This is a genomic window from Achromobacter sp. GbtcB20, from assembly GCF_019091095.1.
Taxonomy (GTDB): domain Bacteria; phylum Pseudomonadota; class Gammaproteobacteria; order Burkholderiales; family Burkholderiaceae_B; genus Achromobacter; species Achromobacter mucicolens.
On the sequence record NZ_JAGXJZ010000015.1, the window covers coordinates 79,921 to 97,068 of the forward strand.

Below are 17,148 nucleotides of genomic sequence, written 5' to 3' on the forward strand. Positions count from 1 at the left end.
GGGCGTGGCGCGGGGCCGTAACATACGGCCCCGCGCGCATCCCACCAGAAGGAAGAATCGTGTCAAAAGTGCTTGCCCTGCTGCTTTGCACCGCCCTGCCCGCCGCGGCAATGGCCGCCCCCGATACCGAGCCCTTGAAGCTCAACGCGGACAACAAGCTGTACTGCAACGCCCAGACCGACTGGTGCGTGGGCATCAAGACCGATGGCGCGTTCGGCGAAAACGGTCCCTTTGCCACCAGCAGGACCCTGCGCGCCGACTACCGGTTCTGGGATTCGCCCGAGATCCCGGACTTCAAGGATTTCACCGTGTGGCCGGAACTGATCCGGCTGAGTGAAGAACGGGCGCTGGTGGGCGTGATCGGTCCGGCCGAGCCGGACTTCGAGGCGTCCACGCCGTTCTCGGGCGGCGGCTTCTCGCGCCGCGACCTGTATCTGTACGACGTCAACCTGGGCGAACAGACCGGCGCCAGCCTGGTGCTCGTCATGCCGTACACGGCCGACGCGTCGATCCGCGCGTGCTTCACCGAGGCCGACCCGCAAAAGCGGGCCGGCCAGTGCAGCGACATCTACGCATTCAAGGCGTCGCTGAAGGCCGTGCCGGGCAAGGAACTGCCCGATCTGCAGGTCAAGACGCAGGCGACGCGCTCGCCGGCGGGCGCCAGCCGCTACGAGGACTCCAGCACGCGCCCCGCGCTGACCCAGGCCCAGCTTGCGCCGCAGACCGACAGCCAGTGCAGCTACACCGTGACCTACGCGTGGCAACCGGGCACATCGTCCTACGAGCCGTCCAAGCCGCTGCCTGACTGCACGGAATTCCTGTCCGCCGACCCGACCGCGAAAAAATAGTCGCGCTTACTCGGCATACCCCGGATTGCGCCGGTCCAACCGGCGCAGCAGGCCCGGCCACGCAAGTTGGGCCTTGCGGGCGCGGTCGGCGGGCGATTCCACCGCCGCGCGCGCCAGGATGTCGGCCGGAATGTGGGTCAGTTCGCCGCCCGCCTGCGCGCGCACCTGCACCATGCAGGCCGCTTCCAGGCGGTGCATGGCCTGGAAGGCTTCCGCCATGCTCTGGCCGACGGTCAAGAGGCCGTGATTGCGCAGGATGAGGTAGTTGTTGGCGCCCAGGTCGCGCACCAGGCGCGGCTGCTCGTCGGGGTTGAGCGCCAGACCCTCGTAGTCGTGATAGCTGAGCGAGCGCAGCACGATGAACGCGAATTGCGACAGCGGCAACAGGCCGGCCTTCTGCGCCGACACGGCCACCCCGTTGATCGAATGCGTGTGCAGCACGCACATCGCGTCCTTGCGGGCCGCATGGATACAGCTATGGATGGTGAAGCCCGCGGGGTTGATGTCGTATTCGGACTCCATCACCTTGTTGCCGTGCAGGTCGATCTTGACCAGGCTGGACGCGGTGATTTCGTCGAACATCATGCCGTAGGGATTGATGAGGAAATGCTCCGTGCCCGGCACCTTGGCCGTGATGTGCGTGAAGATCAGATCGTCCCACCCAAAAAGCGCCACCAGCCGGTACAGCGCCGCCAGATCCTTGCGGACCTGCCATTCCGTTTCGCCGACCTGTTCGCGCACGCTGGCGCCCTGCTTGCCTGCCGTATCCATCCTGTCTCCGTATTGTTGGTGTCTGCCCGAGGCCACTGCCCCGGGATCCGTCATGCACTGTATTCCTTTTCGCGCGCAACGCGCAGCGGGGCGCCGGACACGCGTCCGTCTGGTGAAACAGCCCCGGACCCATTAACCTGTGCGCCACGACCCAGGAGACTTCGAGCATGCTGCCTGCACTTTACGGTCATCCCTTTTCCTCGTACACCCAGAAGGTGCTCGTCGCGCTGTACGAAAACGCGACGCCCTTCGAATTTCGCGGCATCGGGCCGGACTCGCCCCAGCATGGCGCCGACTGGCTGCAGCGCTGGCCGCTGCGCAAGTTTCCGCTGCTGGTGGACGGCGGCCGCAACATCGCCGAATCCAGCATCATCATCGAATACCTGCAGCTCGCCCACCCCGGGCCTGTCCGGCTGATTCCCGACGACCCGATGGCCGCGCTGGACGTGCGCTTTCTGGACCGCTACTTCGACCTGCACGTCATGTTCTGGATGCAGCACGCGGTCAACGGCGCGCTGACCGGCGACGCCGCCAAGCGCGACGAGGCGCTGGCGCTGACCGCGCAGAAGCTGGAACCGGCGTACGCCTGGATCGACGCGCTCCTGGCCACGCGCACGTGGGCTGCGGGCAACGACTTCACCCTGGCGGACTGCGCGGCGGCGCCCGCGCTCTTCTACGCCGATTGGACGCATCCGATCGCCGATGCCTATCCGCACCTGCGGGCCTACCGCGCCCGGCTGCTGGCGCGGCCGTCTTTCGCGCGGGCGGTCGATGAAGCCCGGCCGTACCGGCCGCTGTTTCCGCTGGGCGCGCCCGACCGCGACTGAAAACGCCGCGCCCCCCGCGGCAACATGCGAGAATCCCCGCCATTCCCTCCCCGATGAGGACGCACCGTGCAGCAGACCTTGCATCGACACCTGCCTTCCTTCTTCCGGTCGCACCTGGAATCCCTCTCCGGCGTCGGCCTCATGCTCGGCACGCTGTTCTTCGCCGCGGCACTGACGCCCACCCTCATTCCCCGAACGCACGTCACCCAGGGCGTCCTGGCGGGCGCCTGCCTTGCGGCCGGGTATGGCCTGGGCGTGCTGTGGCATTGGCTGTGGACCTACCTGGAACTGCCCTCGCCCCGCGGCCGCGCCGCGTGGGTCATCAATGCCGTCATCGGCCTCTTGTGCGTGGCGGTGGCGATCCTCTTTCTGGGCCGCGCCGCCGAATGGCAAAACACCATCCGCGCCCTCATGCAGATGGACCCCGTGACCAGCGCCCATCCCATCAAGGTCAGCCTGATCGCCCTGGCCACCTTTGCCGTGCTGCTGGCGCTGGCGCGGCTGTTCAAGCTGATCGCCCGCTATCTTTCCCGGCAGGTGCGGCGCGTCGTGCCGCGGCGCGTGGCCAACGTGACGGGCGCGCTCATCGCCATCCTGATCTTCTGGCTGCTGGCGACCGACGTATTCTTCCGCGGCGCGCTGCACGTGCTGGACGCCTCGTTCCGCGAGTTCGACGCGCTGCTCGAGCCCGAACGCCCGCAGCCCACCGCGGACCTGAAGACGGGCGGCCCCGCCTCGTTGATCCGCTGGAACGAACTGGGCCGCGCCGGCCGCGAATACATCGCCTCCGGCCCCACCGCCAGTGAAATCCAGACGCAGTCGGGACGCATGGCGCTGGAGCCCATTCGCGTCTACGTCGGCCTGCGCGGCGCGGCAATCCCACAGGCGCGCGCGCAGCTCGCGCTGGACGAGATGAAGCGGGTGGGCGCCTTTGACCGCTCGGTGCTGGTCGTGATCACGCCCACGGGCACGGGGTGGGTCGACCCCGCGGCCGCGGACTCGCTGGAATACCTGCTGAACGGCGACGTGGCCAGCGTGGCCATGCAGTATTCGTACCTGTCCAGCCCGCTGTCGCTGCTGGCGCAACCCGAATATGGCGCGGAAGCCGCGCGCGCCCTGTTCCAGGCGGTGTATGGCTACTGGACCACGCTGCCCAAGGACCGGCGGCCGCGGCTGTACCTGCACGGCCTGAGCCTGGGCGCGAAGAATTCCGCGGGGTCGGCCGAACTGTTCGAGATGATCGGCGACCCGATCCAGGGCGCGCTCTGGAGCGGCCCGCCCTTTGAAAGCCGCGTCTGGCGCACCATTACCGATGCCCGCAATCCCGGCTCGCCCGCCTGGCTGCCCGAACTGCGCGATGGCGCCTTCGTGCGCTTCATGAACCAGAACGGTTCGCCGGTGCCGGCCGACGCGCCGTGGGGGCCGATGCGCGTCGTCTACCTGCAATACGCGAGCGACCCGGTCACGTTCTTCGACTATCGCGACCTGTATCGTCCGCCCGCGTGGATGAACGCGCCGATGGGCCCGGACGTGTCGCCGGAACTGCGCTGGTATCCCGTGGTGACCATGCTGCAGCTTGCGCTGGACATGGCGGTGGGCACCGCGACGCCGATGGGGTATGGCCACGTCTACGCGCCGCAGCATTATGTCGACGCCTGGGTCGCGGTGACCGGCGTGTCCGGCTGGACGCCCGACGCACTCGAAGGCCTGAAGGCCTATCTGCTGGAGCGCGCGCAGGCGGCAATGGAAGACGAAGACGGCGACGAAGGCGCCTACGAGGGACGCGGAGGCTAGGCGCGGCAGGCGCGGCTCATGAATCACCCCATGCAGGATCGATTGACGTCACTTTTCTTTTCGCGCGATGACGCCTTGCGCAGCCGCAGCGTCAGCGCGCGCCTGCTGGCCGCGAACCTGAACGTGCCTGCGCCGCCCGCGCGCCTTACGGCCGATTGGGACCGCGAGATCCGGACCCGGCTGGCGCTGGAGCCGGGCGACGTCGAGCAGATGCCGCTGTCGCGCACCCGCGCCCGCTGGCCGGAGTTCGGCCTTTGCGTGCAGGCCATGCGCGACTGGACGCGCGCGCTGGGATTGGGCGACGTCCTGGCGGCCAGCGACATGGCGCTCATGGCTTGCCGCGGCGCGCGCTATCACCACGACGGCAGCCAATACGGCGGCGCCGCGTTCTGCAATCTGTTCCTGTCCGACGACAAGGGCCTGGACGTGCATTTTCCCGGCACCGGGCACCGCATCCCGCTTACGCGCGGCGTCGCCATCGTCTTTGACACCTGCCAGCCCCACGCCGTCATCGCCCGCCACGCCAGCGGCTACGACGAAGCGGACTTCCCGCAGGCGCGGGATCTGTCGCAACTCTTTCTGACCTGGGAACTGCCCATTGAAGACCCGTCGGTGGCACAGGCGCTGGGGATCGCCTTCGATATCGAGCCGGGACTGGCGTCGCGGCTGGACGAAGACGCGGTGTGGGCGGGCGGCCGCCGCGTCAGCGTGGACCCCGAGCGCGGCCATTGGCAACCCGCGGCGCGGGAGCCCTGACCCGTCGGGTATATTGACCGGCCCACGTCTCAGGGTCCCCACGCAGATGTCCTTTTCCTTTGCACGCACGCGCCCGTTCCGGTTTGGCGTCCTGACGCTGGCCATGCTGTGGCAGGCAGGCCATGCCGGCGCCGCCGAGCGCACCGTCTACACCGGCACGCTGCAAGGCGTGGGCGACATCGTGATGGAACTGGACAGCGCCACGGCCGGCAACGAATTGACGGGCCGCTACTTCTATCCCGAACATGGCGTGGACATCCCGCTCAAAGGCAGCGAAGCCGCGCTGCAAGAACCGATGACCTTTGCTGCCGCCACGGCGCCCGGCGCGCAGCCGGCCGCCACCTGGCAAGGCAAGCGCGACGCGCAGGGCTATCACGGCGTGTGGATCGACACGCGCACGGGCAGGCAGCGCACCTTCACGCTGCAGCGGGTCGCGCAATACGACGCCGGGGCGTTGGCGCCCGATGGCAGCATCGGCGTTGACGAAGACATCGACGCGGCCCGCGTCCCCTACGACACGCTCAAGCTTGCCGGTCACGCCGTGCCCGTGGGCGCCGACGTGGGCAGCGCCACCGTGGCATATCGCATGTGGCGCGACCCGCGCACCCAGTTCAGCTATCCGCGGCTGTCGCGCCATCCGGACGCGCAGGTCATGGCGCGCGTCAATCACCTGCTCGAGCAACGCCACTGGCGCATGAGCCACGCCGCACTGGCCTGCAAGGCCTCGGCCTACACCAGCGGCAATCCGTCGGCCGGCACACTGGCCAACTACGAGGAAGAAGTCGTGGCCGTGCCCTGGCTGTCCCGCGCCATGATGACGGTGACCGAATCCGGCAGCCTGGATTGCGGCGGCGCGCATCCCAACAACCACTTCGATCCCTACACGTTCGACCTGCTGCACGGCGAAATCCTGGATTGGAACCGCGTGTTCGATGCCTACAAACCGGGCAGCCGCGAGCCCCGCCCGGCCCTGACGGCGCTGGTGGGCCAGGCGCAGAAAACCCTGGCCGCGCGCGACGAGGCCGGACTGACCGAGGACCGTTCCAAGGAAGGCTGCTGGGACCTGTGGCCGGCCTACCTTGCGTTGGGCGCCACGACGCCCGGCGCGCTGAGCCTGTCGGTATCGGGCGTGGGACATGCGTCGGGCGTGTGCCTGGGGACGCTGGCGCAGGTGCCTTTTGGCGACCTCGCGCCGTACCTGAAGCCGGGCGGCGAGGCGTATCTGATGCAGGACTGAGCGAGACGCTCAGCGCCTGAATCCGCCGCCGCCCCTGAATCCGCCAAACCCGCCGCCAAAGCCGCGGCCCTCCATCCCGCGCCCCTGCCAGCCGCCTTCGCCCCGGCCTTGCCAGCCGCCCGCGGATTCGCCCATGCGGTTCTGCCAGCCGCCATTCATGCCGCCCGCCGGCTGCGTCGAATAATCGCGCGCCTGGCGCTGCGCGTTCAGGTAGTTGGACTGCGTGTTCGGCTGGACCGGCTGCCAGCCCGAGGACGTGTGCTGCTGCCAGCCGTTGTCGTTGTGTTCGTACACGTTGCCGTTGTGGTCCGCATACACGTTGCCGTTGTTCCACGCCATGCCGCTGCCGGTGTCGCGGTTGTAGGTGGCGCCGCGCCGGTCGACGCTGTCCGCGCCCTGTCCCGCCATGCCGGTCGCGCCGGCGGCGGAATACGTGGTGCGGCCGGTATCGGCATTGGTGCGCACGTTCTGCCGGCCCGCGGCCCATTGGCCGTCATCGTTCTCGACCGCGCCTGCCCGGCCCGCGCCCGAGGCGCCGGTGACCGGGTCGGTGTAGGCGCCCCGGCGGCCCGCCGCGGCATTGCCCGTGTATTCGTTGTAGGCCGCGCCGCGCGTGCCTTCGAAGGCGGCGCCGGTTTGCGGGTTGTAGCCTTCCGCGTGCGCACCCTGCCATTCGGTGCCCGTCCAGCCATTCCACCCGGCCGCGTGGGTGACCGTGCCGGAACCGCCCCACGCGCCGTAGACGTCCACCTTGTTCACGTCGACGCCGCCCCAATAGGGCGCGCCGTAATACGGGCCCCAGTAAGGCGCCGCCCCGCCCCAGGCTTCGGCCGCGGCAAACCCGAAGGCAAAGCCCGCCGCGGAATCGAAGGCGGCGTTGTAGCCATAGCTGGGCGGATAGCCGACCCAGGTGTTTTGCACGATCGTGGGCGGGTAGGAATAGCCCGTGCCGTAGACAACCGTGCCGTCGGGCGCGACGACCACGCCCATGTAGCCCGGCGAATAGCCGAACACCACGCTCTGCGGCGTCGAGCCATAGACCTGCACGTAGGTCACGTAATGCAACGGCGAAGTGGCGGGAATGGCGTAGATGGCCGCGGGCAAATGGTCGGCCACGCGCCACGGTCCGGTGGGCGAATCCGACACGAACCACACCGCATGCGACAACGCGTAGTAACGGCCTTCGGCCTGGATGACCGGCACCTGCGAATTGGCCGCGTAATGCAGCGTGGTGCCCTCGATGGGCCGCAGCACCGGCGCGCCGCCGGCGTATTCGACCTGCAGCCGGGCAGCGCTGCGCGACACGGTTGCGGTCTGCGGAATGGTCGACGCGATGACGGCTTCGCGGGCCTGCGGCGTGCCGGGCACCGACACCAGCACCCCGCCCTGCGGATCGCGCGCCGGGATGCGCGCGAAGTCGCGCGGCAGGTCCTTGCCGGGCACATACGACCACGGTCCTTCCAGCCGGGGGCCGCGGAACCAGCGGCCCGACACAAGCAGGTAATAGCGGTTGTCGCCCGGATTCATGAACACGGCGTGGTCGGCATTGGTGACCGACAGCAGCGAGGTCCCGGGCACCGGCCGCAACTCGGCCTGGCCGATCGTGATCAGAAGCTCCGACGGCACCGTGGACACTTCGATATCGGGCGCGCGATGCGGCGCCTTGCCGTCATGCGGCATCAAGGGGTCCGCCGCAGGGCCGCGCCGCGCGGCGTCGGCGGCGGCCAGCAGCGCGGGCGGGGGTTGCGCCACGGTGCGCCAGGGCCCGTTGATGTCGCCCGCGTCATACCAGTGGCCTGCCGCCTGCAGGTACAGACGTCCGGCGTTGTCGCCCAGGATCAGGGCGCGGGTGTTGACGACCCGGCGCCAGCCCGGCGTGCCGGGCAGCGCCGTCCACGCGGGCGGGCCATCGACCAGCACCAGGATCGCCGGGACCGTGCGATAGATGATGCGCGGCGGCGTGTTGTCCACGGGCACCGTCCGGGTGGCCGGGTTGTTCTGCGACAGCGCATAGCTCAGCTGCAACCCGTCCAGCGGCGTGACCACGCCCTTGGGCGGAATGCGGGCCTCCAGCTCGCTGCGCAGCCGCGCGGCCTCTTGGGGCGCCGTTGGCACCTGCACGCGTTCGATGCGGATGTCCGACAGGCGCACCAGCCCGGCGGGCTTGTTCACGTCGGCGCGCGCGGAGAATTCCGCGACGCCGTAGGTCGGATTGCCCTTGGCCGGCCCCACGGCGACGGCCATGCGGCCGGACAGGCGGTCGGCGGTCCAGGTGTCGATCTGCGGCTGGTAGAGCTCGACCCGCGCGCCATCCGGCGCGGAAAAACTGCGCGGCCATTGCAGCGCGCGCGCGGCGGACGAGTCGGATTGGGGTTGGCCGGCGCCGGGCTGCGCGGCGGTGGACTGGACCGCGCCCGGCGGGGTCGCGACCGAGGCGCCGGGCTGGCCGGGACTTTGCGGCTGCGCGGCGGCGCCGAAGGCCAGCGTCGTTCCAGCCGCCACGCCCAGCATCAGGCGTGCGATGCGCCGGCGGCGGCCGGTAGCGCGGGACGCGGCGGGCAAGCGGAAAAACCAGGCATGCAGGTGCAGCAATCGGGACACGCAATGCATATCACGCTCCTTGAGGTTCGGACCGCCTGCACAGCCGGCCGGGGTGTCCCGCTGCGCAAATGAAAAAGCGAGAAAGCGGGTGCCGCCGCTTCGGGTTATACGCCAGCGGGCCCCGGCATTCAATTGCCGGAAGACCCGAGCTGACCGCACCCTGAATAAGAAACAGATCGTTAATGCCGCTAAAAAGCTATTGATCGCATCAGGCAGAAATTCTATAACTCGTTCCTACCAGGGCTTGCTGCTTTTGCCCGATTGCCTTTCCGCTGCAATCCAACTAGAGCGGCGCAACGCCCGCCACCCCGCGCAAGCCTCGCGCGAATCGCCAGCCCTTCCTGCCGCTCTCAAGCGGCGCGCTGGCGGCTCTCTAAGCCTCTCCTGCGGCATGGACCTCCCGTCCGGACAGCCGCGCGAAGGAGCAGCTCATGGCCCTTACCCTGTCCCATCCCGGGGTTTACATCCAGGAAATTCCCAGCGGCGTTCGCACGATTGCCGGGGTCGCGACCTCGGTTGCCGCCTTCCTGGGCGCGGCCCCGCGCGGTCCCGTCAACAAGGCGGTCCGGATATTCAGCTTCTCCGACTATGAGCGCGCCTTTGGCGGGCTTGCCGACGACGCCGAGCTTGGTTATGCCGTCCGCCAGTTCTTCGTGAACGGCGGCACCGACGCCTGGGTCGTGCGTGTGGTCAAGGAAGCATCGCCCGCGCAGCGCGTGCTGCGCAGCGCCACGGCGGTGGACGTGCTGACGGTCCGGGCGCTGGACCCCGGCGTGTCCGGCAACAGCATCCAGGTGCGGGTGGACTACGCCACCGCCGTGCCGTCCAGCACCTTCAACATCCAGTTCATTCGCGCCAGCGACGGGCGGGCGGAAAGCTATGCCAACGTCTCCCTGAACGCCAAGGATCCGCGTTATCTACTGGACCTGGTGCAGGGCGTGTCGCAGCTTGTCAGACTGGAACGGATGCTGTCGCAGGGCGCGCTGGACGCGCTGCCGGCGGGCACCAGCGTCAGCGGCACGCTGGGCGACGTGCAGACGCTGCTGGACGCGACGCACACCGATTTCCGCGTGGCCGTGAACGGGCTGGAGCCCGTCGGCGTCAGCATCGCGCTGCCCGGCGACATTGCCGGTGGCACGGCGACGCAGCGCCTGACCGCACTGGCCGCCGCGATCCAGGCCAAGGTGCGGGCGCAGGCGATGGGCCGCCCGGCGCTGGCCAATTTCACGGCGGCGCGCAGCGGCAACACCCTTCTCATGACGTCCGGCGCGGGCGGCGAAAACGCCAGCGTGCGTGTGCTGCCCGGCGCGCGCAACAACGCCGCGGGCGTGCTGATGCTGGGATCGCTGGCGGGCGGCGTCGAGACCGACGGCGCGGCCATCATCCGCCCGGCGCCCACCCCCGACGCGGCCACGCTGACCAGCGACACGTTCGGCGCGACCGATCTGGACGCGCTGCCCGACGCCACCCACACCAGCCTGCGCATCACCCTGGATGGCCTGGGCCCGGAACTCGTGAGCGTGGGCGACGCCGCCGCCGCGGGCGGCTCGCTGGCCGCCAAGCTGGAAGACGTGGCGGCGCGATTGCAGGCCGCCGTGCGCGCGCTGCGCCCGGGCACGCCCGCCTTCCGCGACTTCACGGCGCGGGTGCAGGGCAGCACGCTGGTGCTGGCCAGCGGCTCGCGCGGCATGGGCTCCACCATCGCGGTGGCAGCGGCCCCGGCCAACGATCTGGCGGCGTCGCTGCACCTGCTGGCGGGCGCCGTCGCCTCGCCACCGCCAGTCGACGCGCTGCTGGAAGGCGGCACCGAAACGCCTTACGGGCCGGACGACGTCTATGCCGCGTTCGTCGGCAGCCGCGCGCTGCGCCAGGGGATATATGCGCTGGAAGACGCCGACATCTTCAATCTGCTTTGCCTGCCCGCCATCACGCACGGCGGCGTCCTGGCCGACGCCGCGTCGTACTGCGAAGAGCGGCGCGCCTTCATGATCGTGGACGCGCCGCCCACGGCCACCGACCCCGCCTCGATGGTGGCGGTGGCCAATGGCACCGCCCTGCCCAAGTCCGATCACGCGGCCGTCTACTACCCGTGGACGTACGTGTCCGATCCGCTCAAGAACGGCAAGCCGCGCCTGGCGCCGCCCTGCGGCACCGTTGCCGGCCTGTATGCGCGCACGGATGGCAACCGGGGCGTATGGAAGGCGCCCGCGGGCACCGACGCCAACCTGACCGGCGTCGTCTCGCTGGCGACCACGCTGACCGATGGCGAGAACGGCAGCCTGAATCCGCTGGGGGTCAACTGCCTGCGCACGTTCCCGGTGTACGGCGCGGTCTGCTGGGGCGCGCGCACGCTGCGCGGCGCCGACCAGCTCACCTCCGAGTACAAGTACGTGCCCGTGCGGCGCCTGGCCCTGTACCTGGAGGAATCGCTCTACCGGGGCACGCAGTGGGTGGTATTCGAACCCAACGACGAGCCGCTGTGGGCGCAGATCCGCCTGAACATCGGCGCGTTCATGAACACGCTGTTCCGCCAGGGCGCCTTTCAAGGCAGTTCGCCGCGCGAGGCCTATCTGGTCAAGTGCGACCGGGAAACCACCACGCAAGACGACATCAATCGGGGCGTGGTCAACATCCTGGTGGGGTTCGCGCCGCTCAAGCCCGCCGAGTTCGTCGTCATCAGCATCCAGCAACTGGCCGGCCAGATTCAGGCTTGAGCCCGGCGGGCGGCAACGCCGCTTGCGGCCCGCCACGCCCGCCGACCACGGTTACCAGGAGATTGCCATGGCGCAGTTCACCGTCAATCCGCAGCGCTTCGACCCGTACAAGAATTTCAAATTCCGGGTGAAGTGGGATGGCCGCTATGTGGCCGGCATCAGCAAGGTGTCGGCGCTCAAGCGCACCACCGAAGTGGTCGAGCACCGCGAAGGCGGCGACCCGTCCAGCGGGCGCAAGTCCCCCGGCCGCAGCAAGTACGAGGCGGTGACGCTGGAGCGCGGCGTCACGCACGACCGCGAGTTCGAGCAGTGGGCCAACAAGGTGTGGAACTTTGGCTCGGGGCTGGGCAGCGAGGTGTCGCTGAAGAACTTTCGCAAGGACATCATCATCGAGGTCTACAACGAAGCCGGGCAACTGGTGCTGGCCTACAAGGTGTTCCGCTGCTGGGTGTCGGAATACCAGGCCATCCCGGATCTGGACGCCAACGCCAACGCCGTCGCGATTCAGACCATCAAGCTGGAAAACGAAGGATGGGAGCGCGACTACGAAGTTGCCGAGCCGTCCGAACCAAGCTTTGTCGAGCCGGCTTGATGGAGCGCCGCGATGAACGCCCTGATCGAATCGCAGATTCTTGCGCTGTGGGAGGCAGGCCGTGACCGCCACCCGATAGATCGTGGCCTGCGCGCGCTGGCCGTGGCGATGCCCGGCGAGGAGGTGGCGTCACGGCCGGTCGGATGGCGGACGCTGTCATTGCTGCGCCTGCGGCGCGCGACATTCGGCGCGCGGCTGCCGGCCTGCGCCGATTGCCCGGCGTGCGGCGCGGCGATGGCGTTTGACCTGGATCTGGCCGCCCTGATCGAGACCCTGCCCGCGCCGCCGGAGCGCGGGTCCGCCGAGCCCATGTTCGACGCGCACGGCGCCGCCTGGCGCCTGCCCAGCAGCCGGGACCAGGCGCACGCGGCGATGGCCGCCGACAGCGAAGCCGCGCTCGCCCTGTTGCTGCGCGCGTGCCGTGTCGGTGCACCACCCGAGGCCAGCCTGCCGCAAGGCGCGGCGCTGGAAGACATCGAAGCGCGCATGGAGGCGCTGGACCCCGCCGCCAACATCGCGCTGTCATTGCGCTGCGCCGACTGCGCGCACCCCTGGACGGCGGCGTTGGATGCCGACACCTGCCTGTGGGACGACATCAGCCTGTGCGCGCGCGGCCTGTTGCGGGACGTGCACCGCCTGGCGCGCGCCTACGGCTGGACCGAGCCGCAGGTGCTGGCGCTGGGCCCGGCCCGGCGCGCCGCCTACCTGGCGATGGCTGACAGCGAGGCCATGCCATGAGCGGATTCCTGCGCCAGCTGGCCAGCCGCAGCCTGGGCACCGCCCCGCGTCTGCGCAGCGCGCCTTCGCCGCTGGCTGCGGCGCTGCATGGCGTCGTGCCGCGGGATCCGTTGCGCGCCGACGCGCAGGATCAGGACGGTCACCTTGCCGGGCACGATTCGGCCGCGCAGGCCGGCAGGGGCTTGGCGGACACCAGGAACCGTCTGGGGCAGCGGTTTTCACAAGGGGCGGCTTTCAACGCACTGGGAGATGCCGACGAGGCGGCGGACGTGCATGCACGCGCCACCGGACGCGAAGCGGCGATGCCGCAGAGGCACTTCATTGCGAACGCGCCAGTAACCGATGCCGGTATGCGAACGTCCGGCGCGCCGCAGCGCACGGACGCGGCGCCCCCGCCATTACGCAGCCCGCTCGTGCCCGATCCGGCCGATCAGGATTCAATCTCCCTTGAGGCGCAGCGGCCCGTTTCCGCAAGCGTGGCGCCGCCCGATCGCGCCGAGTCCGCAACACCGATGCACGCCGCGCAGGCGATTACCGATGTCGCCCACGCATCGGCCACCCTCAACGCGGCCGCCCCCAATGCGGCCGCCGCAGCATCGCTGCCCTTCCCTGCCGCACGGCGCGACGCCCCATCCCCTGCGTCTCGTCCCGCCGCGCAATCGTCCGCGCCCGACGTGCACATCACCATCGACCGCCTTGAGGTCGCGCCCCCGCCGCCGCGCGCCGCGGCCACTCCGCGATCGTCCGCGCTCTCGCTGCGCGACTACCTGGCCGCGCGGCGCGCGGGGCTGCCATGAGCAACGCGCTGGCCATCGCGGCGGTCACTGCCGTCATCAAGGACCTGCTCGACTCGGGCATGATCGACCACGCCGTGACGGACACGCTGGGCGCGGGCGTCAAGGTGTCCGCGCTGGCCCCCGACGCCGTGTCGCTGGACAACCAGGAAGACCCGCAGCTGAACCTGTTCCTGCATCAGGTCACGCCCAACGCCGCGTGGCGCAATGCGGCGCTGCCATCGCGCGATGCCGCCGGCGATCGCATCGCCAATCCGCCGCTGGCCCTGGATCTGCACTATCTGCTGACAGCCTATGGCCGCGCCGAGCTGCAGGCCGAAGTGCTGCTGGGGTACGCGCTGCAACTGCTGCACGAGTCGGCCGTGCTGCCGCGCGAGGCCGTGCGCCGCGCGCTGGATCCGGACGTGGTCGACGGCGCCATCCTGCCCACGGTGTACCAAAGCCTGCGCGGCGCGGACCTGGCCAGCCAGATCGAACTGTTGAAGATCACGCCCGCGGCGCTGGGCGCCGAAGAGATGTCGCGCCTGTGGTCTGCGCTACAGGCCCACTACCGGCCGACCGCGGCGTTCCAGGTGTCGGTAGTGCTGATCGAATCGCGCCGGCCCGCGCGCGGCGCCCTGCCCGTGCTGACCCGCGGCGAGGCTATCCCCGGCACGCCGCGCGACCGGGGCGTGCTGGTCTTTCCCGGCCTGACGCCGCCGCTGCCCACGCTCTTGTCCGTGCAACCGGCGGGCAGGCAGCCGGTTGCCGTGCCCGGCGGATCCGTGACGCTCGTGGGGCATCATCTGGACGGCCTGGCGCGGCGGGTGACGCTGCGCCATTCCACGCTGGACGCCGAGCGCGACGTGCCCGTCGAGGCCGGCACGGATACCTGGCTGCGGCTGACGATGCCGACGGACCTGCCTGTCGGCCTGTACCGCGTGCATGCCCACGTGCAGGCTGCCGATACCGGCCTGCCGCGCGACAGCAATCAGCTTGCGCTGGTGCTGGCGCCCGAACCCGTGCTGCCGCCGGTCTCGGCCACGCGCAACGGCGGCACGGTACGCATGACGCTGGGCATCGCGCCCCCGCTCTTGCCCGGCCAGGCCGCCAGCCTGCTGTTGGGAGACCGGGAACTGCCCGCCGAACCCGCCGCCGCGCCCGCCAGCGCGCTCATCTTCGAATGGCGTGACGCGCCGCCAGCAGGTACGCGCTTTCTGGCGCGACTGCGGGTGGACGGCATCGAAAGCCCGCTGGTGGACCGCGAGTCGGTCCCCGTCCGCTACCTTGACCGCCGGATCGAGCTGCCATGAACGCGCGCGCGCCCACCGGCTGGACCGAAGCCAACCAGCAATTGCTGGCCGCGGAGTTCACGCGGCTGCGCACTCGGCTGCGCAAGCCCGGCAGCCGGCCGCCCCGGCACGGCGCGCAACAGCTGGCCCAGGCGCGCGCCGCCATGGACGGCGACGCCGCCATCGACCAGCTGACGGCCATCTTCGGCCTGTCGGCGTTCGAGCGCGACCTGCTGCTGTTGTGCGCTGGCATCGAGATGGACGCGGTGCTGGCGGACCTTTGCGCCCACGCCAACGGCCGCAGCGGCGGCCAGCGCCACGCCAGCTTCGCGCTGGCGCTGGCCGAGCTTGAAGGCGCGCACTGGAGCGCGCTGTCGCCGCAACGCCCGCTGCGCCGCTGGCGTCTGCTGGACGTGGACGACACCGCCGACTTGAGCACGGCGCGGTTGCGCATCGACGAACGCGTGCTGCACTACCTGGCCGGGTTGAACGAACCCGACGCGCGCCTTCGCCCGCTGTTGCGTCCGGCGCTGCCCCTGCCCCACGCCGCGCCCGCGCACGCGGAGGCGTCGGAGCAAATCGCCGCGCAGGTGGCCGCCGCGCAAGGCACGCCATTGCCGGTGTTCGTGCTGGAAGGCGACGATGCCGGCGCGCACGAGGACGTGGCGGCGCGCGCCGCGCATGCCGCCGGGCTGGCGTGCCTGGCGCTGGCCGCCGAAGACGTGCCGGCGGACGCGGCCGAGCGCAACGCCATGCTGACGCTCTGGCAGCGCGAGGCCGTGCTGCTGGGCGCCGGCCTCTATGTCGATGCGACCGACGGCTTGCCGCCCGCGGCGCGGCACCTGGTGGAACAGGCCGGCGGCCTGTGCCTTGTGGGGGTACGCGAGCCGGTCGCCTTGCGCGCGGCGTCGCGTCACTACCCCGTGACCCGGCCCCAGGAGGCGGACCGCCGAACCTTGTGGCGGCAGGCATTGGGTCCGCAGGCAGCCGCGCGTGCGGGCCAGGCGGTGGACCATGCCGCCAGCCAGTTTGGACTGGACTCGCGGACCTTGCAGCTCACCGCCGCGGCGCTCGCGCCCGCGCTGCTGGCGGACGGCGCCGATCCGTCCGCCGTGCTGTGGCAGGGTTGTGCGCAGGCCAGCCGCCGCCGGCTGGACGGATTGGCGCAGCGCCTGACGCCCGCGGCAGGCTGGAACGACCTGGTGCTGCCCGAGCCGCAGTTGGCGGTATTGCGCCAGATCGCGGCGCATCTGCGCCAGCGCTACCGCGTTCACCAGGATTGGGGATTTGCCGCCGCGCAGTCGCGCGGCCTGGGCCTTGCCACCCTCTTTACCGGCGAAAGCGGCACCGGCAAGACCATGGCCGCCGAAGCGCTGGCGCGCGAGACGGGACTGGACCTGTACCGCATCGACCTGTCTGCCGTCGTCAGCAAGTACATCGGCGAAACCGAAAAGAACCTGCGGCGACTGTTCGAGGCCGCCGAGGACGGCGGCGCGATCCTGCTCTTTGACGAAGCCGACGCGCTCTTCGGCAAGCGGTCGGAGGTCAAGGACAGCCATGACCGCTACGCCAACATCGAGATCAGCTACCTGCTGCAACGCATGGAGTCCTACCGTGGCCTGGCGGTGCTGACCACCAACCTGAAGTCCAACCTGGACAGCGCATTCCTGCGGCGGCTGCGCTTTGTCGTGCAGTTTCCGTTTCCCGACCAGGACCAGCGCGCGCGCATCTGGCGCGGCGTGTTCCCGGCCGCCACGCCCACCCGCGACCTCGATCCGCGCCAGCTGGCGCGGCTGAACCTGACGGGCGGCAGCATCCGCAACGTCGCGCTGAACGCGGCCTTCCTGGCCGCCGACGCCGGCTCCGATGTCACCATGGCTCACGTGCTGCAAGCCGCGCACGCCGAAGCCGCCAAACGCGAGCGGCCCCTGGCCGACGCCGAAACGAGGGGATGGCCATGAAATCCGCAATCCATCTGCATATCCGCGCGCTCAGCCTGCCGAGCCACGACGCCGCCCAGCGCAATGCGTTCGTGGCCGCGCTGGTGCACGAACTGGTACGTCGCGCCGCGCAGCACAACGGCGCCGCCGCCGATGGCAGCGCCGAGCAGGCGCGCACCGTGGCAGACGGCCCGCAGCCGGAGCAGGCCGGCGCGCAAGCGGGGCGCGCCATCGCCGACACATTCCACCTCAAGCATTGAGCCTG

14 protein-coding genes are annotated in these 17,148 nt (G+C 70.1%); 12 read left to right on the forward strand and 2 right to left on the reverse strand.

What is annotated here, in order from left to right:
- Positions 1–59: 59 nt before the first annotated feature.
- Complete coding sequence (locus tag KVT32_RS19170; RefSeq protein WP_193725321.1) at positions 60–848, forward strand: hypothetical protein; 789 nt, start codon at positions 60–62, stop codon at positions 846–848.
- 6 nt (positions 849–854) lie between these two features.
- On the opposite strand, the gene KVT32_RS19175 is transcribed toward KVT32_RS19170, so the two are convergent.
- The gene (locus tag KVT32_RS19175) at positions 855–1,619 is read right to left on the reverse strand and encodes a class II aldolase/adducin family protein (RefSeq protein ID WP_056326159.1); all 765 of its coding nucleotides are present in this window, start codon (positions 1,617–1,619) and stop codon (positions 855–857) included.
- Positions 1,620–1,786: 167 nt separating this feature from the next.
- Between KVT32_RS19175 and KVT32_RS19180 the strand changes: the two genes are divergently transcribed.
- The 4 genes from KVT32_RS19180 to KVT32_RS19195 all read left to right on the forward strand — a co-directional run bounded on the left by KVT32_RS19180 (position 1,787) and on the right by KVT32_RS19195 (position 6,233).
- A complete protein-coding gene (locus KVT32_RS19180) occupies positions 1,787–2,446 on the forward strand; it encodes a glutathione S-transferase family protein (protein WP_152382436.1) in 660 nt (219 codons plus the stop codon).
- Between the two features lie 66 nt (positions 2,447–2,512).
- Positions 2,513–4,240, forward strand: coding sequence for an alpha/beta-hydrolase family protein (locus KVT32_RS19185; protein WP_217618711.1), 1,728 nt, complete (start codon positions 2,513–2,515; stop codon positions 4,238–4,240).
- A gap of 18 nt (positions 4,241–4,258) precedes the next feature.
- On the forward strand, positions 4,259–4,996 hold the full coding sequence (locus tag KVT32_RS19190) for a hypothetical protein (RefSeq protein ID WP_152382438.1): 738 nt from the start codon (positions 4,259–4,261) through the stop codon (positions 4,994–4,996).
- 46 nt (positions 4,997–5,042) lie between these two features.
- Entirely contained in the window at positions 5,043–6,233 is a 1,191-nt protein-coding gene (locus tag KVT32_RS19195) for a hypothetical protein (protein ID WP_371825600.1), read from the forward strand.
- A gap of 9 nt (positions 6,234–6,242) precedes the next feature.
- Here KVT32_RS19195 and KVT32_RS32500 read toward each other — a convergent pair whose 3' ends face one another.
- Positions 6,243–8,843, reverse strand: a complete 2,601-nt coding sequence (locus KVT32_RS32500; RefSeq protein WP_371825601.1) for a carbohydrate-binding family V/XII — start codon at positions 8,841–8,843, stop codon at positions 6,243–6,245.
- Positions 8,844–9,265: 422 nt separating this feature from the next.
- Here KVT32_RS32500 and KVT32_RS19205 point away from each other — a divergent pair, with 422 nt between their 5' ends.
- The 7 genes from KVT32_RS19205 (at position 9,266) to KVT32_RS19235 (ending at position 17,143) form a co-directional block, all read left to right on the forward strand.
- Complete coding sequence (locus tag KVT32_RS19205; RefSeq protein ID WP_217618712.1) at positions 9,266–11,548, forward strand: phage tail sheath subtilisin-like domain-containing protein; 2,283 nt, start codon at positions 9,266–9,268, stop codon at positions 11,546–11,548.
- A gap of 67 nt (positions 11,549–11,615) precedes the next feature.
- Positions 11,616–12,140, forward strand: a complete 525-nt coding sequence (locus KVT32_RS19210; protein ID WP_056326957.1) for a phage tail protein — start codon at positions 11,616–11,618, stop codon at positions 12,138–12,140.
- Positions 12,141–12,152: 12 nt separating this feature from the next.
- Positions 12,153–12,878: a hypothetical protein gene (locus KVT32_RS19215; RefSeq protein WP_175155208.1), complete on the forward strand. Its 726-nt coding sequence runs from the start codon at positions 12,153–12,155 to the stop codon at positions 12,876–12,878.
- Positions 12,875–13,675: a hypothetical protein gene (locus KVT32_RS19220; RefSeq protein ID WP_152382441.1), complete on the forward strand. Its 801-nt coding sequence runs from the start codon at positions 12,875–12,877 to the stop codon at positions 13,673–13,675. Before KVT32_RS19215 ends, KVT32_RS19220 begins: the two co-directional genes overlap by 4 nt.
- The gene (locus KVT32_RS19225; protein ID WP_175155209.1) at positions 13,672–14,964 is read left to right on the forward strand and encodes a DUF4255 domain-containing protein; all 1,293 of its coding nucleotides are present in this window, start codon (positions 13,672–13,674) and stop codon (positions 14,962–14,964) included. Before KVT32_RS19220 ends, KVT32_RS19225 begins: the two co-directional genes overlap by 4 nt.
- The gene (locus KVT32_RS19230; protein ID WP_217618713.1) at positions 14,961–16,904 is read left to right on the forward strand and encodes an ATP-binding protein; all 1,944 of its coding nucleotides are present in this window, start codon (positions 14,961–14,963) and stop codon (positions 16,902–16,904) included. Before KVT32_RS19225 ends, KVT32_RS19230 begins: the two co-directional genes overlap by 4 nt.
- Positions 16,901–17,143, forward strand: coding sequence for a hypothetical protein (locus KVT32_RS19235; RefSeq protein WP_217618714.1), 243 nt, complete (start codon positions 16,901–16,903; stop codon positions 17,141–17,143). The genes KVT32_RS19230 and KVT32_RS19235 overlap by 4 nt, the downstream gene beginning before the upstream one ends.
- Positions 17,144–17,148: the final 5 nt, after the last annotated feature.